General features: G+C 35.2%; 15 protein-coding genes. 6 read left to right on the top strand and 9 right to left on the bottom strand.

Annotation, left to right across the window (positions count from 1 at the left end; all coding sequences use genetic code 11):
• Window positions 1-366 precede the first annotated feature (366 nt).
• Window positions 367-2,760, top strand: coding sequence for a TonB-dependent receptor plug domain-containing protein (locus DWB61_RS16890; protein WP_125032119.1), 2,394 nt, complete (start codon window positions 367-369; stop codon window positions 2,758-2,760).
• A 12-nt stretch (window positions 2,761-2,772) separates the two neighbouring features.
• Here DWB61_RS16890 and DWB61_RS16885 read toward each other — a convergent pair whose 3' ends face one another.
• From DWB61_RS16885 to hcp, 3 genes are all read right to left on the bottom strand, one after another.
• Window positions 2,773-4,065: a cation:proton antiporter domain-containing protein gene (locus DWB61_RS16885; protein ID WP_125032118.1), complete on the bottom strand. Its 1,293-nt coding sequence runs from the start codon at window positions 4,063-4,065 to the stop codon at window positions 2,773-2,775.
• A 124-nt stretch (window positions 4,066-4,189) separates the two neighbouring features.
• On the bottom strand, window positions 4,190-5,731 hold the full coding sequence (locus tag DWB61_RS16880; RefSeq protein WP_125032117.1) for a PepSY-associated TM helix domain-containing protein: 1,542 nt from the start codon (window positions 5,729-5,731) through the stop codon (window positions 4,190-4,192).
• 238 nt (window positions 5,732-5,969) lie between these two features.
• Complete coding sequence (gene hcp, locus DWB61_RS16875; protein ID WP_125032116.1) at window positions 5,970-7,616, bottom strand: hydroxylamine reductase; 1,647 nt, start codon at window positions 7,614-7,616, stop codon at window positions 5,970-5,972.
• Window positions 7,617-7,982: 366 nt separating this feature from the next.
• On the opposite strand from hcp, the gene DWB61_RS16870 reads away from it, so the two are divergent.
• Together DWB61_RS16870 and uvrB are read left to right on the top strand one after the other, a co-directional pair.
• On the top strand, window positions 7,983-9,002 hold the full coding sequence (locus tag DWB61_RS16870; RefSeq protein ID WP_125032115.1) for an endonuclease/exonuclease/phosphatase family protein: 1,020 nt from the start codon (window positions 7,983-7,985) through the stop codon (window positions 9,000-9,002).
• Window positions 9,003-9,119: 117 nt separating this feature from the next.
• Window positions 9,120-11,132, top strand: a complete 2,013-nt coding sequence (gene uvrB / locus DWB61_RS16865) for an excinuclease ABC subunit UvrB (protein ID WP_125032114.1) — start codon at window positions 9,120-9,122, stop codon at window positions 11,130-11,132.
• 75 nt (window positions 11,133-11,207) lie between these two features.
• Here the strand turns inward: uvrB and DWB61_RS16860 are convergent, their stop codons facing one another.
• Entirely contained in the window at window positions 11,208-12,068 is an 861-nt protein-coding gene (locus tag DWB61_RS16860) for a sigma-70 family RNA polymerase sigma factor (protein ID WP_125032113.1), read from the bottom strand.
• Window positions 12,069-12,179: 111 nt separating this feature from the next.
• A complete protein-coding gene (locus DWB61_RS16855; protein WP_125032112.1) occupies window positions 12,180-13,616 on the bottom strand; it encodes a trypsin-like peptidase domain-containing protein in 1,437 nt (478 codons plus the stop codon).
• A gap of 147 nt (window positions 13,617-13,763) precedes the next feature.
• On the opposite strand from DWB61_RS16855, the gene dapF reads away from it, so the two are divergent.
• On the top strand, window positions 13,764-14,555 hold the full coding sequence (gene dapF / locus DWB61_RS16850) for a diaminopimelate epimerase (RefSeq protein ID WP_125032111.1): 792 nt from the start codon (window positions 13,764-13,766) through the stop codon (window positions 14,553-14,555).
• A gap of 83 nt (window positions 14,556-14,638) precedes the next feature.
• Here the strand turns inward: dapF and DWB61_RS16845 are convergent, their stop codons facing one another.
• The 4 genes from DWB61_RS16845 to DWB61_RS16830 form a co-directional block, all read right to left on the bottom strand.
• Complete coding sequence (locus DWB61_RS16845; protein ID WP_125032110.1) at window positions 14,639-15,211, bottom strand: LOG family protein; 573 nt, start codon at window positions 15,209-15,211, stop codon at window positions 14,639-14,641.
• Window positions 15,212-15,307: 96 nt separating this feature from the next.
• Entirely contained in the window at window positions 15,308-17,269 is a 1,962-nt protein-coding gene (gene gyrB, locus DWB61_RS16840; RefSeq protein WP_125032109.1) for a DNA topoisomerase (ATP-hydrolyzing) subunit B, read from the bottom strand.
• 418 nt (window positions 17,270-17,687) lie between these two features.
• On the bottom strand, window positions 17,688-19,391 hold the full coding sequence (locus DWB61_RS16835) for a TonB-dependent receptor (RefSeq protein ID WP_125032108.1): 1,704 nt from the start codon (window positions 19,389-19,391) through the stop codon (window positions 17,688-17,690).
• Between the two features lie 42 nt (window positions 19,392-19,433).
• The gene (locus DWB61_RS16830; RefSeq protein WP_125032107.1) at window positions 19,434-22,634 is read right to left on the bottom strand and encodes a tetratricopeptide repeat protein; all 3,201 of its coding nucleotides are present in this window, start codon (window positions 22,632-22,634) and stop codon (window positions 19,434-19,436) included.
• A gap of 268 nt (window positions 22,635-22,902) precedes the next feature.
• Between DWB61_RS16830 and DWB61_RS16825 the strand changes: the two genes are divergently transcribed.
• Window positions 22,903-23,628: a cell division ATP-binding protein FtsE gene (locus DWB61_RS16825; protein ID WP_125032106.1), complete on the top strand. Its 726-nt coding sequence runs from the start codon at window positions 22,903-22,905 to the stop codon at window positions 23,626-23,628.
• Window positions 23,621-24,178, top strand: coding sequence for a rhomboid family intramembrane serine protease (locus tag DWB61_RS16820; protein WP_158614456.1), 558 nt, complete (start codon window positions 23,621-23,623; stop codon window positions 24,176-24,178). The genes DWB61_RS16825 and DWB61_RS16820 overlap by 8 nt, the downstream gene beginning before the upstream one ends.
• Window positions 24,179-24,271 lie beyond the last annotated feature (93 nt).

Genomic DNA, 24,271 nt, shown 5'->3' with positions numbered 1-24,271 from the left:
TCGTGTCCTATCTGATTTACCCTATGGGATTACGGTTGAATTTTGGGCGTTCCCAATCTATGGCTCGGTTACCCTTCCCATTTGAGCCTTATATCAGATTTCTGTTCGTTAGAACATCGACTTTGCTGATGGCTTCCTTCAGATTTGTAGTCACCTACAACACCCTTGCCAATCGCTAGTACTTCCTATCAACTCGGCGTACACAAGGAACTTACATCCTGCTAGTATATCACCATGCCCGACATACCAATAAAAGCTTGTCCCTTAGGACAAGCTTTTGTTTTTGATTATTTATATCAAAGTTTATTTTACTTTTGTATTGTTCATAAACAAAATCAATTTATAAATTGAATATAAAGCCAATCTATGCTTAGATCTATACTCACTTTCTTTCTTCTAATCTATTCGTTTGTATCCCTATCCCAAAATATTAAAATAATAGATGCTTCTACTAAGAAATCTATTGAGAATGTATATCTCTACACAAAAAAAACATCTACATCAACTACAAATAAAGGCGAAGCCAACATATCATCATTCTCAAAAGATGACATTATCGTTTTCCAACATCCTTCTTTTCAAAATTTGCACCTTACATACAAGGAAATAGCTGAGAACAATTTTATTGTGGAACTTACCCCTCAACTTTTCAAAATAAATGAAATAACAATTGCTGCCAATAAGTGGGAACAGAATCCCAATGAAGTTCCTGTTAGCTTAATTCAAATTGATAATAGAGCAATCATAAATAGTGAAGTTTCAACATCTGCCGACTTACTTAAGGAAAGTGGACAAGTATTTATTCAGAAGAGTCAAATGGGCGGAGGTAGTCCAATGATTAGAGGCTTTGCTGCAAATAGGGTTCTAATTGTACTCGATGGTGTGCGTTTAAACAACGCAATATATAGAAGCGGCAATTTGCAAAATCTTCTTAATATCGATCCCAATAGCTTAGAGTCTGCAGAGGTGGTTCTTGGTCCTGGCTCTGTTATATATGGAAGTGATGCAATAGGCGGTGTGATGGATTTTCATACCATCAAGCCTAAACTCTCTACGGATTCAAGTTTAAATTTTCAATTAAACCATAAAACTAAATATGCCTCCGCTAATCATGAACTTGGACTCCATACTCGATATTTTGTTGGAAACAATAAATGGAGTTATGCAGGTAATATTAGCCATTCAGATTATTCCGATTTGAAAATGGGCAAAAATGGCAGCAATCAATACGATAGAAACGAATATGTTATTCAAGAAAATGGTGAAGATCAGATTGTTAAAAATCCAGATCCTTATGTGCAAGAAGGTAGTAAGTTTGATCAACTGAATATCATACAAAAACTAAGATATAAAGTTTCTGCAAATACTGAATTGCAATACAATTTCCTATATTCTACCACTTCAGATATCCCTAGATACGATCGATTAATTCAATATTCGGGAGATGAACTAAAGTATGCCGAATGGTATTATGGTCCACAAAAACTTCAATTTCATTCACTGAACATCGCGAATAAAAGAGCAAATACAATATTCGACAGCTTTAAATTGATTGCTGCCTATCAGAATTATAAAGAAAGTCGCCATTCAAGAAAACTCAATAGTGACAATATTAGTAAACGATTCGAAGATCTTGATATATTCTCCACAAATATCGATTTTAACAAAAAAATCAATGACCAATTTGAACTTTTTTATGGAGCAGAATATTTGCACAATTACTTAAATTCGACTGGTTATAAAAAGAACATCTTAAACTCAGCCACTTCACCTCTACCAAGTCGTTATCCTAATCATTCAAGTTATTCAAGCCAAGCCTCCTATACCAATTTAAAATGGAAACTTCATGATAGATGGACTATAAATGGAGGTTTACGTTATTCACATATTTGGTTAAAGTCAAAATTAGATACTGAATTCTATGACTTTCCTTTTGACGACTTAGATCTGAATACAGGCGCCTTAAACGGTAGTATTGGTGCGACTTTGCAGACTCAAAACAACTATCTTTTAAAACTAAATATGACAACTGGTTTTAGAGCACCTAATATTGACGATATAGGAAAAGTATTTGATTCTGAACCCGGAAAAGTTATTGTTCCAAATAAGAATCTAAAACCCGAATACGCTTACAATTTTGATTTTAACATCAGTAAAAATATTACACCTGACTTATTCATTGATATCAATGGTTTTTATTCCATTTTGAAAGATGCTATGGTCCGTCGCGATTTCAGTTTCAATGGACAAACAACACTAATGTACGATGGTGTAGAAAGTGAAGTACAAGCCATAGTAAACGATGAGAAAGCGATAGTTTATGGTTTTAGTTTAAAAGCGAATGCTCAGCTCACTTCAAATCTTTTACTAAATGCTTATTACAATCGCTCTAAAGGAGAATATAAAGATGGAAGCCCTGTAAGACATGTGCCTCCAACTTTTGCATCTATGGCTCTAAAATACAAGTCAAAAAAATTAAAGTCAAGATTATCTATTGAGTATAATGGCGAAATTGCCAACAAAGATTTGGCAGATACCGAGAAAGACAAAGCTTATATGTATGCAAAAGATAATAATGGCCTACCCTATTCTCCTAGATGGGTTAGCTTTAATTTAAATAACAGTTATCAACTTAGAGATAAAATTATTCTAGGTTTCAGTATCGAGAACATTTTCGACAAAGCTTACCGTCCTTATTCATCGGGGATATCGGCTCCCGGTAGAAATTTTATTCTTAGCCTATCTTTTGAAATAAAATAAGCGTCCTAACTATTAAGGAATAGAATCGTGATAGAATTCCTTTTCATCAAGTGTTTCTTCTTCAATAATTGGATTGACAATTAAAGGAATATCTTGAACTTTGGCAGAACGAATAAGCCCCCATGTCATAACAAGGCTAGTTGCAATAATGATGAACAAAAGTATTCCTGAGTCGAAAAATTCATTGCTATATTTCTGAGGAATAGCATAATATAAAAGGACTGTAATTAATCCACGTGGTGCAATCCAAAGTTGAGGGAAAATATCGAACCCCATAAAAGCACGAAGGAATAACCAACGTATAGCATAAATACTGATTAAAAGCAATAAACTAACACCCAACACTTTCAAACTAAATAAGCTAGACATCAATATACTTGCTCCGAAAATCACAAAGAAAAATGTTCTTACCACAAAAGCAGACTCCATAGTTATAACATGCAATTCTCGCTTTAGAATTTCAAACTTTTTTTTATGGAAATAGCGACGTAAAAAGCCCTGATAAAAAAGCTCGTTATTTTGAACAATGACACCAAACACCAAAATGATAATCAGAGGAGACAGATGTAACATTTTACCCACGGCATAAAGTAAAACCAAGAGGGAAATCAATAAAAATAAACGTGCTCCTTCGTTTATGAACTGAAAGATATACAAGAGCATATAACTGGCAGCAAAAGCAACCAGTACTGAAACACTAATACTTATACCAAAACTTATCATAGGATGCATCACTTCTGAAATGGCTGCAGGATCTGGATTTTGAAACTCGATAACATTCAAAACAAAATAGAAAAACATGATCCCTATAATATCACTGAATGTGCTTTCATAGACATGAAACTCCTTTTTTTCCTCACTTAAGTTCCCGACACTGGGAATAATAATGGCACTTGACAGTATAGAGAGTGGTGTCGCATAGAGCATGGCTGTATACCAATCCATTTCAGGAATTAAATAAAAAATAATTCCAGCAGCAGCTAATAATGAAAGACCTAATCCTAATGCTGCAATTAAAAGTGATTTTAAGATAATCTTGATTTTTTCTTTCTTCAATTCCAGCTCTAAGGCCGCTTCCAATACAATCATGATCAAACCTATAATTCCAATCACCTCGAGAATTGGAAAAAAGTCAATCTCAGGAATCTTCATCAATTTTAAACCATATTGAATAAACACACCCAAACCTATCAGCATAAGAACAGCAGGAACGTTTGTTTTGTTGGCTATTTTAGTGAAAATAAACGAGAGCAAAATGATTAAACAACCTGCAATAATAAGAGGGTATGAACCGATAACTGCCATTTGCAATAAGATTAATTATAATGAGTATCGAAAATAAACATTTTTAAGATAACTAATCCACTGAATGCAGTAAAATAAAAAGCTCTGAGAATACCCGAAGCAAAATTAAATTATTCTAATCCGATCACTTCTTCCGCCTTTTCAAGTAGAGTACTAAACCAGTTATAAGAATCCAAAGTATAGTCAAACCTGCTAGGGGAATAAATAAAATATAGAATTGCCCAAAGATGTACTGATAAATCCTTCCTGTATGAATCTCAAGGCAAAGATTCCACAAAGACATTGGAGCCTTTTGAATTTGCTCAGGCATATTCACAAAGTGATTCGCGTCAGTCATATTCCCGACTCCTAAATTGTAGTCGAAAACAAATTCGCGTCCATTAGCATCGAGCAAATAACCCGCAATTGGATAGGATGAAATAGGTGGCCCCATTCTCTTGACAGATACATGAGGCTTCTTTGTAAAATAGTCAAAGATTAAGGCGCTTTCAGGAATCCAATAAAATAAGCCAGAAAAAGAGCCAACCAAATATTGACCAGGTTTTACAACTTCAAAAACATTAACTCCCATGACTGAAACAGCTGGCTGATTGGGGAATGACACAGGTTCTGTCTCGAAGAAATCATCTGAATAATAAATCCCCTCATTGCTAGCTAAAAGCACACGATTCAAGTCTTTATCATAGAGTATTCTTCTCAATTGATCATACCAGGGATTAGGATCATCAAGGTGCGTATAGGGTAGTTTATCGACTTTGGCATTTGCAATAGAGATTAATAAAGGCGGACGTAAAAACATGCCAGTCAAAGAAGATAATATCAGAAAAATAATCATCCAATAACCTAAGCGATTGTGCCATTTCAAATTAAACTTCAGAAATATAACTTTTCGTTTAACTCTATTTTTAATATGGTTTTCACTTTTCCCTTTATCCTTTATTACTTTTTCCTTAAGTCTTCTTATCCACTTGGGATAAATAAAATAGATCAAACCTGATAAACAAAGTAGAATAAACACCAAGCCAATGAAATCGACAAATAATTTTCCTAGCAGTCCAAAGGCTTCTCCAGAATGCATTTCCCATAAAGTCTTAAACAAGGATATTTTCCCGTCATAGTCGGCTTTAGCCAAAAGATTGACCTTTTCAAAACCTGTCGAATTTTGTTTCAAAAGGTTCGAACGAGTCAATACATAAAAATTCCCTTTGACTTCAAGTAAATCCACGACTCTTTTTTCTTCCACAGGTAATTCAATCTTTTTCCAAGTTTCATTCTTAAACTGATAAAGCCCTAATAAAGTTCCTGCATAAAGTTCCCCCGAACTTGTTTTAAATAACTTCTCAATTTTACAATTATCAATTCCTTCAGGAAATCCTTGATTAAAATTTTCAAAGCTTTTATAATTGTCACTTGTCTTCCAAACACCAACATTACCATAGATTAATGCCGTATCCCCTTTAAGTTGCAGTCCTGACTTGACTGCGGCCTTATTCCAATTCTTATATTGGTATTCACCTCCTAAGTATTCTCGATTAACATCTATTGAAGAAAATGTTTCTCGATGATTCATCACGATACCCGAGAGTGCAAATAATAGTATAAATAGAGTGAGGACCAATGATGGCCACTTATGATGCTTTTTAAAAAATGTTGTCCAATTCTTCATCGATAACTGTATTTTGAGGACTTAAACCTATGCCTAAAATAGACAAAAACTGCTCAAAAAAGAATGAACACTTTTCTGAACAGTTTAAGTTATTAACCCAAATATGATCTAACGCCAATCCTATTAACAAGATTTTTGTTGCAATCTACCTGATAGTTGCCTATCAAATGCTTGTAAAGAATATGTAGTGACTGCAAAGCCACTACATATCTATAGTTTAGTTGTAAAATTTCAATTCTTAGTTAAGAAACATTTTCATGTCCTCATCTACAGTTCCGATTCCACCAATTCCGAATGTATCGATCAATACCTTAGCTACATTTGGAGAAAGGAAAGCTGGTAATGTTGGTCCCAAGTGGATATTCTTAACACCTAAAGAAAGAAGAGCTAATAATACGATTACAGCTTTTTGCTCGTACCATGCAATATTGTATGCAATTGGTAGATCGTTGATATCGTTTAATTCAAATACTTCTTTCAATTTCAATGCAATAACAGCTAATGAATATGAGTCGTTACACTGGCCTGCATCCAATACTCTTGGGATACCTCCAATATCACCAAGCTCAAGCTTGTTGTAACGGTATTTAGCACAACCTGCAGTTAAGATTACAGTATCTTTTGGCAAAGCAGCAGCAAATTCAGTATAGTAATCACGACCTTTCATACGACCGTCGCAACCTGCCATTACAAAGAACTTACGAATAGCTCCTGATTTTACAGCATCAACAACTTTATCTGCCAATTGCATCACCTGGTTGTGAGCAAAACCACCTACGATTGTTCCGTTCTCAATTTCAGTTGGTGCAGCACATTTCTTAGCTACTTCAATAATCTCAGAGAAATCTTTCTTTCCATGTTCATCAGCTTCAATATGCTTGAATCCTGGGAAACCAGATGCTCCTGTTGTATATACTTTATCTTGATATGTAGATTTTGCAGTTGGAGGAACAATACAGTTGGTTGTGAACAAGATAGGTCCGTTAAACGTTTCGAACTCTTCATTCTGTTTCCACCATGCATTTCCGTAGTTACCTACAAAGTGCTCATACTTTTTGAATGCTGGGTAGTAGTTAGCAGGCAACATCTCAGAGTGAGTGTAAACATCAACACCAGTTCCTTCAGTTTGCTTTAATAAATCTTCCATATCCTTAAGGTCGTGACCTGAGATTAGAATACCTGGATTATCGCTTACACCTATGTTTACTTCAGTAATTTCTGGATTACCATAAGCCGTTGTATTCGCTTCGTCAAGAGTTGCCATAGCAGTTACACCATTAGCACCACACTCCATAACTAAAGCAACTAAGTCGTCAGCACTTAATGTATCATCAGTTGTTGCTTGTAAAGCTTTTTGCATGAATGCATACATTTCAGCTTTCTCAAGTCCCAGGTTATATGCATGCTCTACATAAGCAGCAAATCCTTTCAATCCGTAAATCAATAATTCTCTTAATGAACGAACATCTTCGTTTTCAGTTGAAAGAACTCCAATGAAACGAGCTTTTGCATCAAAATCGTTTTCAGCATCAGCAAACCATGTTGCAGAATGATGAAGGTTTTCAAAAGTAACACCTGCTGATTCAGCTTGAGTTTTAATTTCTTCACGTAACTTAAGACCTTCGCGAATAGCTGCAATAAATTTTACCTTATCAAAATTGGCATTTGTAATAGTCATGAACAAACCTGTCATGATAAAGTTATTTACCTTATCGTTCTCAACACCAGCTTCACGAGCTTTAGTACTGAAAACAGAAATACCTTTCATCACGTACATCAATAAATCTTGAATGTTTGCAACTTCGTCGGTTTTTCCACAAACACCTTTAACTGTACATCCAGTTCCTTTTGCTGCCTCTTGGCACTGATAACAAAACATAGCCATAATTAAATTTTTTATAGAGTTATTATTTAGATTTCTCAACTTACAAAATCGAAAAGAAAAAGACCAAAACTATTTGATGAGTAACATTCCCTTTCGACACCACAAATATGAGGCAAGATATCAGCAAAAAGTGTAACGAATGTTACAAAGAAGAAAGTTTTTCGGAGTTTTTTATCTTTTATTCTCTTTATCAACATTCAGAGATTCAAACTTTTTATACTTAAATGTAATGTTAGTTTTTATCGCCTAGTTTAGTGGAATAGCAGATAACTTTCCTCAAATCGATAATTTCACTAACTTTGAAGTCAGACCATAAATCCACAAGAAAACCGCCAAAAGGTATAATCAAAATTTAATAATAAGCTCATGTTAAAAAAAGCTTTGCTTCTGCTTGCCGCTGCTCTCATTTGTCTTTCATCTTTTTCTAAAGGGAAAAAAGAAATAACGGTTGTGTTCTATAATGTAGAGAACCTTTTCGATACGATCAACCACCCGGACAAATTGGATAACGATTTTACCCCAATGGGTAAACTTAATTGGGATACTCGAAGATATAATGATAAGCTCTCCAAACTTAGCTATGTTTTGAGTTCAATTAATAAAGAAGTGTTGCCTGAAATCATCGGTCTTTGCGAGATTGAAAACAAAGACGTTATTGAAGATCTCATTAATGGAGAAAGATTAAAGAAAGGGAAATACCAAATTGTGCATAACGAAAGTCCTGATAAGAGAGGAATTGATTGTGCTCTGATATACAAAAAAGGTGAATTTAAATACCTGAAACACGAAACTATAAATATTGAATTCCCCTGGGAGAAGGAATATAAAACCCGAGATATTCTATATGTACAAGGCTTAGTTGGCAGAAAAGATACTTTAAACATTTTTGTGAATCATTGGCCTTCTCGTCGTGGAGGACAAGAAAAATCAGAACCCAATCGAGTTTTTGTAGCCAAGCAGTTGAGAAAAGCAGTCAATACTATTCAAGCAAAAAACCCTTTTGCAAAAATTATTATCATGGGAGATTTTAACGACGAACCAACTGATAAAGCCGTAATAGAAACTCTCAAGGCAAATAATGACAGAAATACCAATAATCCCATGGGTTTATTCAATCTCATGTACGACTTACAAGCCAATAACGAAGGATCGTATAATTACAAAGGAGAATGGAATATGCTTGATAATTTAATTGTTTCAAACTCGCTTTTAAATGAGTCAAGAGGCTATCAAACCGCACATAATTCAGGCCGAATTTATCGAAACAAATGGATTTGCTTCAAAAACAAAAAAGGGGTTTTAACACCAAATAAAACCTATGGTGGAACAAAATACTATGGTGGATTTAGCGATCATTTTCCTGTTTTTTTCAAACTTAAGAAATAAATAAGGACACCGATTATTTCAAATTAAGTTCCAATAAACGCTTTAGAGCATATGCATTTGATGTATATGCTCTCTTTTTATTAGTTTTACAGCCACAATCAAAGCAATTATTCTCGTATGGATTTCAAACTTGTCTCAAAATTTCAGCCCACTGGTGATCAACCTGAAGCCATCAAACAGCTAACAGCGGGGCTGAATGATGGTAATCCCTATCAAACTCTTTTGGGAGTAACAGGTTCGGGAAAGACCTTTACTATCGCCAATGTGATAAAGGAAATTCAGCGACCTACTCTTGTTTTAAGCCACAACAAAACCCTGGCGGCTCAACTTTACGGTGAATTTAAAAACTTCTTCCCTAATAATGCCGTCGAGTATTTTGTGAGTTACTACGACTATTACCAACCTGAAGCCTATTTACCTACGACTAACACTTATATCGAAAAAGATCTTGCGATAAACGATGAGATTGAAAAGCTAAGATTGAGTGCCACATCTGCACTACTTTCGGGTCGTAGAGATGTTATTGTGGTTTCATCAGTATCCTGTATATATGGTATTGGTAATCCTGAGGATTTCCATGCAAATGTTCTAGAATTGAAACAAGGGCAACGTATCTCGAGAAACAAACTCCTGCTTTCCTTTGTTGATGCCTTATATTCGAGAAACGAAGTCGAATTTAACCGGGCGAACTTTAGAGTTAAAGGAGATACCATCGATATTTTCCCTGCATACGCCGATTTTGCTTACCGTATTATTTTTTGGGATGATGAAATAGATGAAATATACTCCTTCGATCCCTTAAACGGGAAAAAGATTGAACGCTACGATAGAATTACCATTTATCCCGCAAATATTTTTGTCACCAGTAAAGATAAAGTACAGAATGCTATAAGGATGATTCAAGACGATATGGTGGCTCATGTAGAATACTTGAAAAGCATTGGCAAGCATATCGAAGCCAAACGTGTTGAGGACAAAGTGGTTTTCGATTTAGAGATGATTCGGGAATTGGGCTATTGCTCGGGTATCGAGAACTATTCCCGCTACTTCGATGGCAGATCTCAAGGCTCGCGCCCTTTCTGTCTGATCGACTATTTTCCGGACGATTTACTGATGGTTATTGACGAGAGCCATGTAACCTTATCGCAAGTGAAAGCCATGTATGGGGGAGATCATTCCAGAAAAGTTAACTTGGTTGATTACGGTTTCCGCCTGCCTTCAGCTCTGGATAACAGGCCCTTAAAATTTGACGAATTTGAGGCCCTCACCTCTCAAACCATTTATGTGAGTGCTACTCCTACTGATTATGAGTTAGAAAAATCGGAAGGTGTGGTGGTTGAACAAGTCATTCGTCCTACAGGACTTCTTGACCCACAAATTGATGTACGTCCAAGTTTAAATCAAATTGATGATTTGGTTGCCGAAATACATAAAAGAAGCGAAGTTGATGAGCGTGTATTGGTCACCACATTAACCAAACGAATGGCAGAAGAGCTTTCGCAATACTTTGCAGATTTGAATATTCGCTGTCGCTATATCCACTCCGATGTCGATACTCTTGATAGGGTGAAAATCATGGAAGATCTGCGTCTGGGGCTTTTTGATGTATTAATTGGCGTCAATCTGTTACGAGAGGGTTTAGATCTACCTGAAGTTTCATTGGTTGCCATATTGGATGCGGACAAAGAAGGTTTCCTTCGTTCTACAAGAGCCCTGGTCCAAACATCAGGTCGTGCAGCTCGTAATGTAAATGGCTTAGTAATCATGTATGCTGACAGAATTACCAAATCAATGCAAGAGACTATTGATTCAACTAATTATCGAAGAGCAAAACAGTTAGCCTATAATGACAAACACAATATAACCCCAACTCAGATTATCAAGGACAAAACAAGTATTATGCAGAATAGTGGCGGCAGTGCTGATCCCAAAGCGTATAGTGGTCCTGAGACTATTGAGATTGCAGCTGATCCTGTTGTTCAGTATATGAGTAAGCAAAGTCTTGAGAAGTCCATTGCTAAAACTAAGAAGTCTATGCAAAAAGCTTCAAAAGAGCTTGATTTCCTTCAAGCAGCACAATTCCGTGATGAAATGTACAAGTTGGAAAAACTCTTAAAAGAGAAATCATAAAAACTCTTAAATAGCAAAGAGGCTATTGAAAATTAATTCAATAGCCTCAATCTATTTTTTCACAGTTCTAAACGATTAACCCAAGTAGGTTTTAAGTAGTTTAGATCTTGAAGTATGTCTTAAACGTCGAATCGCTTTTTCTTTAATCTGACGAACACGCTCACGCGTTAAACCAAATTTTTCACCGATCTCTTCAAGAGTCATTTCCTGAATTCCGATACCAAAAAATAGTTTGATAATATCACTTTCTCTCTCTGTTAGAGTAGCAAGGGCACGATCGATCTCTTTAGTTAGCGATTCGTTCAACAAGCTACGGTCAGCGATTGGTGAGTCGTCATTAATCAGTACATCAAGTAAAGAATTATCTTCTCCATCAACAAAAGGTGCATCAACTGAGATATGACGTCCCGATACACGAAGTGTATCAGCAACCTTATCAGCAGGTAATTCCAATTGATCAGCTAGTTCTTCTGGAGATGGTTTTCTCTCATGCTCCTGTTCAAACTTAGAAAAAGCTTTGTTGATTTTATTCAATGATCCTACTTGGTTCAATGGCAAACGAACAATACGAGACTGCTCAGCCAAAGCTTGCAAAATCGATTGACGTATCCACCATACCGCATAAGAAATGAATTTAAAACCACGAGTCTCGTCGAATTTCTCAGCCGCCTTAATCAAACCTAAGTTACCTTCGTTAATCAAGTCAGGTAGACTTAAACCTTGATTTTGGTATTGTTTAGCCACAGAAACAACAAAACGTAAATTGGCTCGAGTCAACTTCTCTAAGGCTTTTTGATCACCTTTTTTGATTCGTTGTGCCAATTCAACTTCTTCTTCTACAGTAATAAGATCTTCTTTACCAATCTCTTGCAAGTACTTATCTAGTGAAGCACTCTCGCGATTAGTAATTGATTTTGTTATCTTTAATTGTCTCATAGTCCCTTTTTCAACTCGAAATATTGCGCAAAATTAGCTCTTTAAAAATTTATAGCCAAAATTGAATAGCATTTTATTCTAGTTATTTATTAATTTGCGATTTCGAGTCCATTAATCTTCTGCCAAAGAGAAAGCATAATACTTATGCAATCCATTAGGATAAATACCCGAAATAAATACCCCCTCATCCTCTATCACACTTAAAGCCTTACGAATATCATCCTCGCTAGAAATAGGCTTATTATTGATACTAATAATTATATACCCTTCCTTTATTCCTGCACGTTTCAATTTTCCATCAACCAATTTACTTAGGCCTATTCCATAAGGAATACCTAGAGTATACATATCTTTTTTTGATATCTCTTGAAATTTTGCGCCCAATAAATCGATCTGATTATCATTAATCAGTTGGGTACCACCAATCATATTACGTAAAGTTAAGTCAAAATGTTTCTTTTTCCCCTTTCTTTTTACTAAAATATTTATTTTATCTCCTGGAGCATATTGACTTATTCGTTCTTGTAATTCAGAACTTGTATTTGTTTTCTTATTATCAATTTCAATTATAACATCACCAGATCGAATACCCGCTTTATCTGCAGCACCATTCTTATTCACACCATCGATATAAACTCCTGTAATCGCATCGAGTTTTAATTTACCTGCCAAATCCGCATCAACACTTCGAATCGTTATGCCTAGAAATGCACGCTGAACTTCACCATACTTCTTTAAATCGTCAATTACTTTCTTGAAGATGCTTTCAGGAATTGCAAAGGAATAACCAGAGTAAGATCCAGTTCTGGATTCAATAGCTGTATTTATTCCAACTAATTGTCCTTTGGAATTAACTAAGGCTCCGCCACTATTTCCAGGGTTAACGGCTGCATCCGTTTGCAAAAATGACTCAATACTCATTCGTCCTCCCATGATGCCGATATTTCTCGATTTAGCACTAATAATCCCCCCTGTTACCGTAGAAGTTAAATTAAACGGGTTTCCTACGGCTAACACCCACTCTCCAAGCTTTAAAGAATCAGAGTCTCCTAATTCCATTTTGGGAAAATCTTTGCCCTCAATTTTCAATAAAGCTAAATCTGTGGATGCATCCTGTCCTATTAATTTGGCTACAAATGATCTTTTATCATGCAAAACAACTTCAATACGATCCGACTTTCGTACAACATGGTTATTGGTTACAATATAGCCATCATCCGATATAATAACACCTGATCCTGAACTAAGACTAGGTTGTGAATAAAAAGAACGTCCGTTTCCAAAAAAGAAATCATAGATCGAACCCGAAGACTGACCTCCATATTGAGTTTTTACATGAACCACCGATTTTACAGATAATTCTGCCGCGTAAGACAAATCGACCAACTTCGTATCAACATGTGTTACATTCGCAAACTTTGAATCTGTATAAGTAGGCATTTCACTCCTATTAGCCTTTCTATCTTCCATATAAATAAAAACAGATATAGCAATTAAACCTCCTACAATTGCTGTAAGCACTCTTCCTAAGAACATTTTAAAATTCATAATTTAAAGTTTGTATTTATTTAAAAATTCTAAATTGTATGAACGTATTTGAATCCGTATTACTATTTTTGACATTAATTTAATATTATCTCATCATTTTAGATCCAGATATTATTACTCCTTAACAATTATTAACAGATAATAAAAATGCAAATCTGCTTTTCAAAATACCAAGGCACTGGTAATGACTTCATTCTAGTAGATAATAGAGATAAATCTTTTCCATCTGAAAACATTTCTCTTGTTGAAAAATTGTGCGATAGACGTTTTGGTATTGGTTGTGATGGGCTTATGTTACTTGAAAACGAAGAGGGCTTCGATTTTAAAATGCGTTATTTCAACTCTGATGGTAAAGAAGGAAGCATGTGTGGTAATGGAGGACGTTGTATAGTTGCTTTCGCATATCATCTGAATATCATAAAAGACAAAACTCATTTTATAGCTGTTGATGGGGAACACTTTGCTGATATTAGCTTCCAGAGTGATCAACTTATTGTTAGCCTGCAAATGCAGAATGTTGACCATGTTGAGAGTGGAGACGATTTCTATTACTTAAACACAGGCTCTCCACACTATACGAAATTCATCGATAGTCACGAAAAGTTTGACACCTATTCCGAAGGTAAATTAATTCGATACAATCAGCGTTTTAAGGAGGAAGGAACAAACGTTAACTTTATATCCGGGCAAAACAATCAGATTAAAGTTAGCACCTATGAACGTGGCGTAGAAGACGAAACCTATTCTTGCGGCACAGGCGTTGTTGCATCATGCATTTCTGCTAAAAAGCAATTCAAGACCGAAAGCAATCACTTTTATGTAACAACCAAAGGTGGAAACTTAGAAGTTTTCTTTGATAACAAAGAAGATGATAAATTTGAGACCATTTGGTTGAAAGGGCCAGCAACTTTTGTCTTTAATGGTAAACTTGATGTATAAATTAAGATTAATCTTTTTTTTGAAATAACAAGCCTTCATATCTTAAAGATCTGAAGGCTCATTAGATATATTAATATGAGATTCTAATCCCATTTCGTCATCTGATCTACGACTTTATAGTTGTTGATATACTCTAAAGCATCATCAGCATTATTTACAAAAACATACATTTGACGGAAAGATTCATTCGCAAAATTTTCTTGATATTGCATATCAAATTGGGCTTTTAAAGCTGAATAAAACCCATCCACATCAACAAATACAATTGCCTTAGAGTGGTAACCTAACTGTTTTAAAGTAATCACTTCCATAATCTCCTCAAGAGTTCCGAAGCTACCAGGTAGAGCAATAAAAGCATCCGATTTTTCTCGAATCACTTCTTTTCGTTCCTTCATATCCGAAGTCACTATTAATTCGTCTGCATAATCAGATGCAATTCCTTTCGATTGAATCAACTCTGGAATAACACCAATAACCTGGCCACCTGCTTGTTTAGTAGACAAAGCAGATGCATGCATTAAACCAACATTCGTACCTCCATATACAATGTGGTTTCCCGAGAAGCCAATCGCAGCTCCAAGCTCTCTAGCAGCTTCATAGTATTTATCTGCCAGGTAGTCACTCGATGAGCAAAAGACACATATATTTTTATTCATAGTCGTATTTTATTTAAACAAAAGGCCCTTGCGAACAAATCGCAAGGGCCATTATATAAAACTCAAATTGAATTCTTAAATTTTAAATGCTAATTATTAAGCATCGATATTGGCATAAGTGGCGTTCTGTTCAATAAACTCACGACGAGGTGGAACCTCATCGCCCATCAACATAGAGAAAACGCGATCAGTTTCAGCGGCATTTTCAATGGTAACCTGACGTAATGTTCTTACCTCTGGATTCATTGTAGTCTCCCACAACTGCTCAGCACTCATCTCTCCAAGACCTTTGTAACGTTGAATGTGCATAGCAGATTCTTTTCCTCCGCCCCACTCTTCAATTAGTTTGATTCGCTGATCTTCATTCCAACAGTACTGCTGATTCTTTCCTTTTTTAACTAAATACAAAGGAGGAGTTGCAATATACAAGTAACCATTTTCAATTAACGATTTCATGTAACGGAAGAAGAAAGTCATAATAAGTGTTGCAATGTGACTACCGTCGACGTCGGCATCACACATGATCACAATCTTATGGTATCTAATTTTTTCAACATTGGCAGCTTTACTATCTTCTTCAGTACCAATAGTAACACCCAGAGCTGTAAAAATATTCTTAATTTCTTCACTTTCGAAAACCTTGTGTTGCATGGCTTTCTCAACATTCAAAATCTTACCTTTAAGGGGCAAAATTGCTTGAAATTTTCTATCACGACCTTGCTTAGCCGTACCACCCGCCGAATCTCCCTCGACAAGGAATACTTCACAGTTGGCTGGATCTTTATCAGAACAGTCAGATAGTTTTCCTGGTAAACCAGAACCACCCAATACCGTTTTACGTTGTACAAGTTCTCTTGCCTTACGTGCAGCATGACGAGCAGTAGCAGCCATAATAACCTTCTGAACAATCGTTCTGGCATCTTTGGGATGTTCTTCCAAATAATTAGCTAACATCGTGCTTACAGCCTGATCAACAGCAATACTTACTTCTGAGTTTCCTAATTTTGTTTTTGTCTGACCCTCGAACTGTGGTTCGGCAACTTTAACAGAAACAACTGCAGTTAAACCTTCACGGAAGTCATCTCCTGAAATATCGAACTTAAGTTTCGATAACATGCCTGATTTATCTGCAAAAGACTTAAGGGTTCTGGTTAAACCTCTTCGGAAACCAGTTAGGTGAGTACCACCTTCAATCGTATTGATGTTATTCACATAAGAATGTATATTCTCAGAGAATGAAGTATTGTATTGCAAAGCAATCTCAACAGGAACCTCATTTTTATCAATTGAAACATGAATCGTATCCTCGATAAGACGTTCACGAGTACCATCTAAATACTGGACAAACTCTTTTAAGCCTTCTTCTGAATGGAACGTTTCAGTTCTAAATGATCCATCATCAAGAACATCTCTTTTATCAGTAATCTGAAGAGTAATTCCTCGGTTAAGGAAAGCCAACTCACGCAAACGAGCTGCTAAAATATCATATTTATACTCTGTTACTAAAAAGATAGAATCATCTGGCTTGAACGTAATATTAGTTCCTCGATGATCCGTTTCTCCAATTACTTTTACATCCGCAAGTGGTTTCCCTTTTGAATATTCTTGTAAATAGATTTTTCCATCACGATGAATCTCTGCTTGCAATAAAATAGATAAAGCATTTACACAAGAAACACCCACACCGTGTAATCCACCAGAGACTTTATAAGAATCTTTATCAAACTTACCTCCAGCGTGCAAAACAGTCATAACAACCTCTAAGGCTGATTTATTCTCTTTCTCATGAAGTGCAGTAGGAATACCACGTCCATTATCCTTTACTGTAACAGAGTTATCTTCATTAATGAAGACCTCGATATTGTCACAATAGCCACCCAAAGCCTCATCAATAGAGTTATCGACAACCTCATAAACCAAGTGATGTAAACCTTTTAAATTAACATCACCAATATACATAGAAGGACGCTTACGAACAGCCTCTAAACCTTCTAATACCTGAATACTATTCGCTGAATAGTCGGCATTTTCATTATTCACATTTTCTAAATCACTCATTTATCAGATCTTTAGTATTATTTTGTAGAAGTCTGAAAAAGAACATTCTTTTTCAAAAAAAAAGAATCTCTATTACAGATTCTAAACATTCGAAGTTTGATCTCAAAATAGTATAGGACATCGTGTCGATGATTACGCAAATTTGAAATGATTAATTTTTCTATCAATCAGCACATTACACCAATTCAAACTAATTTCTATTGAGATAAACAAAGATAATAAAAATGATGAATTTAGATCAAATTTTTACAATAAAATAGCACTTAAAAATGGAGTTTTTTATGAACAATTTATTTGGCAAAAAAAATGGTTCAAGTTTTAATCTATTCAGAGATTAATAACTCAAACCATTCTTCTAAGAATTCAAATATTATGTATCAAATTTTAAACACAACATGAATTCGTAATAACCTGCTACCTAAAAAATCAGCTTTAAGCCAATCATACCATTAATACCCTGACTTGGGTAGCCATGCCATAAATATGTTTCAGCATCAAAAATATTATTCATATTGGCATAAAGCGACAAAATATCGTTCCACTTATACTCTGCACCTAGTCCAAAATCCGCTATTGCATCGAGTTGAGCAATATTCTCATTGGTCATCACTGATCGTTCACCCACAAATATCAATCTTGCATTAAATTGCCATTGATCGGTAAAACGATAGCTTGCTCTTGCCTCCATTTCGAAATTTGGCATATGCCATGGCTCTTCTAAGCCATCTAATGAATAATGTGTATATTTTGCCAAGGCATAAAGATTAAGCTGCTTATTTAGCTGTAAATCTAATTCTCCAGTAAAACTGATTTTATACAAATCGTTGTAAACGACAGCATATTTATTAGAATAGTTTGTTTGGCTTGGAAGCTCTCCCTGGGGCGAAACAGCAATATTCGCCATTGAGAAAAAGTATTGCTTATCTATATTCGAATATTCCATAGAAAACAAAGCACTTGATTTCGCGGATATTTTACTTTTAAAACCACCATAAACTCGATAATTAGTGCTTGTATTTTCAACATCGAGACCTGAATGTACAAATGGGTTTGCTTCAGATATAGAACGAATTGTATTCAAATCCAGATTACCATCCAAGCCTGCAAACATATCCAATACTCGATCAACTAAAACAAGGTTGAACTTGACATCTGGATAAAGATTGAACTCTGAATCATTTCCTAATATGGCTTGAGCTTTCACACCTAATCTCATATTAAAGTTACCTAAAGTCAAATTGTAAGATGGGTTAACCATCCATAAAGAAGACCTCACATCGTGATCCTTCAACTCTGAATTCCAATACACTAAATTATTGGTTTGGATGAAATTCAATGAACTTTCTAAAGACCATAAACCTTCCCCTACCTTTACTTCAGCACTACCATTCACACCCATATCCACCTCACTGACATTATATTTATCCGTGAAATATTCAAATTCAACACCTAGCTTATAATTTAAATCTTTAGCGTTTTTATTTAAGGTTTCATAAGTTGTATTAAGTCCTAAATGATTAAATCTTTGATTATTGTAATCAAAAATATTCTTTACCCCATCAGACAAAGGAGAACCGTAATAATTAAAAGATTTATGCTTGAAAAAAATACGAGAGCTCAATTTTGCATCATCTAAATAATGATTTCCGTAGATTTCTGCCAGAAATTCCTTCCAATCTGGTTTCACCTCGGTCCCATTCTCTAACTCTAACTTACCATTGCTAGAATAATGTTGTAGATGAGCACCAAAATCTGTCTTTTTTGACTGAAGGCTATTATAACGATAATCAGCAAACAAACTCGCATAATTCCCTGCAGCCAGATCAAAAGAATGCCCCTGAATCTTTTTAAAACGCTCACTTGTCATTTTCGCTGCTTTAATCGATCCTGGCTTAAAACTTACATCTAAGGATTTACTTCTGATTGAATAATCAAATCGTTTTTTAAAAGTTACAGTATCTAAAACACTAGGCATTTCCCCAATACGTTTTGCTTTCTTAATTTTAGGTTTAAAATTGGTTCTAACTTTAACTTCCTTTTTTAAATCTCTTTGCTCCTGAGCATGTCCAAACAAACACATTACTGCAAATGCGCCTGTTAATAAAATTGATTTTATTCTCATATGTTGTGTGTTTTCTTTTGCAGATATAATTTTATAAGGATCCTAATCTTCAAGCTCGTCAACCATCTCATTCAAGATTGATTTAGCTGCGTCTGCGGATAATGAATCTACCTTTACTTGGTGTTTATTATTTAGCTCTTTTTTAATTGAACTTGTTTCAATTTTATCTTGTAAGCTTGTTGTGGTTCCCTTATTTAAATTCGTCTCCTTAAGCTTATCATCATTTAAAATGGGTTCCAACTTTGCCTTAGCTGCTTCAATAATCCCATCATCTTTGGCTACATAGTTATCGACCACACTTTGCAAGGTGTAACGCGCCTGAAAGACATCTTTTTTATCGATAAAAATATCCGACAGCAGAATAAAACTTTTACCTAACCAGTAGTGATGTGATGAATTCATCTCAATAAATTCATTCACTCGTTTTTCTGCCTCATCTATTTTTTGAGTTCTGTAAAGTAATTCAGCTAATAGAAATCGTGACTCTGCACCTTCTACAGTCTGAACTTCTTTAGCTAATTCCTGCAAATCCGTTTCTGCCAAAGCATCATCACCCAACTCCAAATAAGCTTTAGCTCGCTTATATAAAATCTCTTTTCTTCCGCCTTTTTCAATCTTAGAAGAAAGAAGCAAATCCTTTGATAATTTTATTAAGTCAGGATAATTCTTCAACTCATAATAACATCTATACAAGCCCCAGTCAGCCGTTAATCTATTCTCATCTATTTCAGTCTTTATCTTAAGCAATTTATAATATTCCTTTGCTTTTAAATAATCTTTTTGCTTAAAATAGATTTGAGATGCACCTAATAAAGCTTTTTCAGTAAACAGGTTATCTCCTCTTTCAAGAACCATCTCAAAAGCAAGTAATGCTTCCTTAAAATCCTGACGATTAAAGGCAGATTCTCCTTGATAATAGGCTGCATTTATTCGAAACATTCCTTGCGGAAAAGTTATTAGATATTCAGAGAAAGCTTGTATCGATTTTTCATTCTGACCATCCATATATAAGCGTTCTGCTGACAAATAAGTTAACGAGTCCTTTTCTGATGAATCAACAACATGCACTGCTCCCAATGATTCTGCAAAAGCAAAATAAGCTGGAACATTATTCATATCAATATAAACATTCTTCATTCCCATTAAAGCACTTTTTGCTTCGCTACTACCTGCATACTCCAATATAACTTGCCTATAATCCCTTATTGCTTCCGAATAGTCCTTCTTATTATAATTCAACTGCCCTAATTGCAGTAATGACTTTGCAACAAATTCACTCTTAGGATAATCTGTTATTAAGCTGCTGTAAATTTCCAGAGCTGCACCTTCATTTCCTTTTTTAGTTTTAGCCTTAGCTAATTCAAATAGAGCATCATCCTTATAGTCTGACTTTGGAAATTTTTGCGAAAAGTTTTTCAAAAGAGCAATCTTCTCATCCAATTGCCCAGACAAGCCTCTAGAAAGAGCATTCTGATATACGGCGTAATCTGTAGACCAATTTTTAGCCGCTGCAGCTTTGGTGTAATAAGCCGAGGCTTCCTCATAATTCCTATCTAAGAAATAACAATCTCCAATTCTATTATGAACATCAGTTAAATATTGTGAAGATTTTCCTTTCATTAGCTGTTCATATTTACGAAACCATTTAATGGCTTTAGAGTAGGCATCCAATTCAAACTCACAATAGCCCAAATTATAATAGGCAGTACCAAAGTATTTTGAATTCCCTACTCCAGGTGTTTGTATAAACTCTTGGTAATTTTTGCTCGCCACTAAAAAATCATTAGCTCGATAATAAGCCTCAGCTTTCCAGTATAAACAATCAGCGGCCATTTCTCTATTGTATTTTTTATAAGCTAACGACTGATTCAAGTATCGAAGAGACAGTTCGTATCGTGACTGCTTAAATAATTCTAAGGCATAAAAGAAAGCGACGCGTTGATATGCTTCCTCAATGCGTGGCGATTTCTTTATAATTCTATCCATTGATAACAAAGCTTGCTTATAATTCTTAGTTGTCCTATATACACTCACCAAGAAATCATAAGCTTCATCGTTTTCATCAGAGTCAGGATACTGATTTAAATAATCATCAAAAGCACTTATTGTTTCTCCAGTTTTAGAATAGGATAATTCATAACTGATCTTTGCAAAATTGAAAAGAGAATTTTTCTTGATATCCCCATCGGCACTCATTTTAGAAGCTTTTTCAAAAGCGAGCTTCGCTTCTTGCTTATCCCCAATTTTCAGATAACAATCGGCTAAATTATAAGTGCTAATTTGCAGCATTGTATCTTCCTTCCCGCTCACCTTACGAAACATCTCACTCGCCTTATCATAATCCTTGACCTGATAATAGGAAAATGCCAATGCAAAATTCTCTTCTCTTAGTAGATTCTTTTTATCTTGAATTAGGTAAGTAATGGCATTCGTGTAGTTCTTCTGATTATAATAAGACAGACCAATCATCTTGGCAATCTCAGGAACTCTATCAACATCCGATTTCGCAAGAAACTTAGGAGCGTAAGCAATCAACTTATCATACTTTTCTTGTAAATAATAAATCTGAGTGATATAGTAGGGAATCAAAGGGGCATATCTATCATCATCACCAAGATTTTCAAAGGCATTTAATGCTGTTTGATAATTTCCTTTTTCGTAAGCAATATGAGCATAGTAATAATTGGCTGGCAACTGATATTCTCCTTTTTTATCAATAAGATCGAAAAAATATTTTCCAGCTTGTTCAACATTCTCTGTTTTAAAATAACAATAGGCCTTAATAAATAAGAATTCATCTTCCTGATCTTTTTCAATCTGATAAGCATCTGTTCTCTCTAACCAACCAAGAGCTTTATTATATTTCCTCTGCTTATATTTTTGCCTTGCTAACTGGAAATAGGCTTGATGCACAAATGAGCTACCAGGATATTCATCTAGAAATCTTAACATATTTTTCTCAGCCTCAGGGCGTGAAAGCTCAATGGCGCAGTAAGCCAAATAAAACTCAGCTCCAATTTTTCTATCAGAGAAATCTTTTTCTTTCTCAGCCACTTGCTGAAAACAATAGCGGGCACCACCAAAATCTTTACGTTTAAAAAGATCGTGCCCCTTTTTCCAATTGTCAGAATAAACCTGACTAGTTACACTCTTTTGTGCAAAAGAGTTTTTAAATGAAAGACTTAGAAAGAATATGAAAACGATGGAAAGTAGAAGTCTAAGGCGCATATTGTCAATTATCATATGTGATTGAAATTAGCTTTGAAAAATGTGCTTAAAGATACAAAAACAGATAGCAGATCGTATAGAAAAAACACTGTTTAAATAAAAATCTTATCCTTCCTATAAGAACGTCAAAATATAGCAGAAATTGCGCTATTATGCCTAATTGTTTTTAGAATCAGATAATTTTGAAACCAAACAAAGGCCATGCCAAATAATTTTCTAGATTTGTAGAACAGAGACTTTAAAACGCTAATAAGTCCAGTACAAACAATAAGCCTAACATACAATGTCAGAAACTTCCATCATAAAACTAAATAACGCTATCATTCGTCAATCCGATAATATCATATTAAAAGATGTAGATCTGGAAATTGAAAGGGGTGAATTCGTATATCTAATTGGTCGTGTTGGTAGTGGTAAAAGTAGTCTTCTGAAAACCTTATATGCTGATTTACCACTAAAAGAAGGAACTGGAAAAGTTGTTGGTTATTATCTACCTTTAATTAAGAATAAACAAGTGCCTTTCTTAAGAAGAAAAATTGGTATTGTTTTTCAAGACTTCCAACTCCTTACCGATAGAAATATTGAAGACAATCTCCATTTTGTATTGAAGGCTACAGGTTGGAAAAACTCAAATGATATTAAATCTCGCATATCTGAAGTTCTGGAAAAGGTAAAAATGAGTAATAAAGGTTACAAAATGCCTCACGAACTATCGGGTGGTGAACAACAACGTATGGTGATTGCGCGAGCACTTTTAAACTCACCTGATATCATACTTGCTGATGAACCAACGGGAAATCTAGATCCTGAAACATCTGACGATTTAGTTCGATTGCTTCATGACATCAGCAAAAGTGGTAAAACCATAGTTATGGCAACCCACCAACACGACCTGTTAGCTAAATTCCCTGCTCGTGTAATTGAGTGCAAGGATGGACAGCTTATCGAAATTTCGAAGAATAAGGCTGAAACAATTATTGACTTTACTGAATCAGAAACTTTTGATTAACGAAAAACCATACGATAATAAACTGCAAGAGATTAGATCGAAACAATCTCTAATCTTCCCTGTCGCTTTTGTTTCTCTTATTTGGTTGATCAAAACCCTGGAATGGGGACTCGATTTGGATTTTTATCAATTGGGCATATTCCCCTTACAAAGCAAGGGTTTACTAGGGATTATCACATCCCCTCTTATTCATAGCGATTTTGAACATCTTATTGCAAACACAATTCCCATATTTGCCTTAAGCTGGGGTATTTTCTATTTCTACAGACCCTTGGCTTTCCGTATTGTTTTGTATTGCTTGTTTACCACGAATATTTTGCTGTGGCTGGGTGGCCGAGAAGCCTGGCATATTGGGGCTAGCGGTTTGGTTTACGCCTTTGCCTCCTTTCTATTCTTCTCTGGACTTTTCAGAAACTATTACAAATTAATTGCCATTTCTTTTGTTGTGGCTTTTCTCTATGGTGGTTTGTTTTGGGGCATTTTCCCCGTTCTTAAAGATGTATCATGGGAAGGCCATGGACTTGCAACAAAAATGTGGACAATAAGTTAAGTCATGCCGCTCTCTTTTGATTATTTAATAGCCTTCCGTATTCTAAAGGCGAAAGATAATTTAAAGAAGAATGCCTTCTACATGTATTGTACC

This window comes from Ancylomarina euxina (assembly GCF_003863355.1).
In the GTDB taxonomy this organism is placed as follows: domain Bacteria; phylum Bacteroidota; class Bacteroidia; order Bacteroidales; family Marinifilaceae; genus Ancylomarina; species Ancylomarina euxinus.
Note: the sequence above shows the minus strand (reverse complement) of the source record. Positions and strands in the feature narration are given on the sequence as shown.

What these genes read in the sequence shown, in the direction of transcription:
- DWB61_RS16890 (WP_125032119.1), top strand. Translation starts at nt 367, where the DNA reads ATGCTTAGATCTATACTCACTTTCTTTCTTCTAATCTATTCGTTTGTA.
- DWB61_RS16885 (WP_125032118.1), bottom strand. Translation starts at nt 4,065, where the DNA reads ATGGCAGTTATCGGTTCATACCCTCTTATTATTGCAGGTTGTTTAATC.
- DWB61_RS16880 (WP_125032117.1), bottom strand. Translation starts at nt 5,731, where the DNA reads ATGAAGAATTGGACAACATTTTTTAAAAAGCATCATAAGTGGCCATCA.
- hcp (WP_125032116.1), bottom strand. Translation starts at nt 7,616, where the DNA reads ATGGCTATGTTTTGTTATCAGTGCCAAGAGGCAGCAAAAGGAACTGGA.
- DWB61_RS16870 (WP_125032115.1), top strand. Translation starts at nt 7,983, where the DNA reads ATGTTAAAAAAAGCTTTGCTTCTGCTTGCCGCTGCTCTCATTTGTCTT.
- uvrB (WP_125032114.1), top strand. Translation starts at nt 9,120, where the DNA reads ATGGATTTCAAACTTGTCTCAAAATTTCAGCCCACTGGTGATCAACCT.
- DWB61_RS16860 (WP_125032113.1), bottom strand. Translation starts at nt 12,068, where the DNA reads ATGAGACAATTAAAGATAACAAAATCAATTACTAATCGCGAGAGTGCT.
- DWB61_RS16855 (WP_125032112.1), bottom strand. Translation starts at nt 13,616, where the DNA reads ATGAATTTTAAAATGTTCTTAGGAAGAGTGCTTACAGCAATTGTAGGA.
- dapF (WP_125032111.1), top strand. Translation starts at nt 13,764, where the DNA reads ATGCAAATCTGCTTTTCAAAATACCAAGGCACTGGTAATGACTTCATT.
- DWB61_RS16845 (WP_125032110.1), bottom strand. Translation starts at nt 15,211, where the DNA reads ATGAATAAAAATATATGTGTCTTTTGCTCATCGAGTGACTACCTGGCA.
- gyrB (WP_125032109.1), bottom strand. Translation starts at nt 17,269, where the DNA reads ATGAGTGATTTAGAAAATGTGAATAATGAAAATGCCGACTATTCAGCG.
- DWB61_RS16835 (WP_125032108.1), bottom strand. Translation starts at nt 19,391, where the DNA reads ATGAGAATAAAATCAATTTTATTAACAGGCGCATTTGCAGTAATGTGT.
- DWB61_RS16830 (WP_125032107.1), bottom strand. Translation starts at nt 22,634, where the DNA reads ATGATAATTGACAATATGCGCCTTAGACTTCTACTTTCCATCGTTTTC.
- DWB61_RS16825 (WP_125032106.1), top strand. Translation starts at nt 22,903, where the DNA reads ATGTCAGAAACTTCCATCATAAAACTAAATAACGCTATCATTCGTCAA.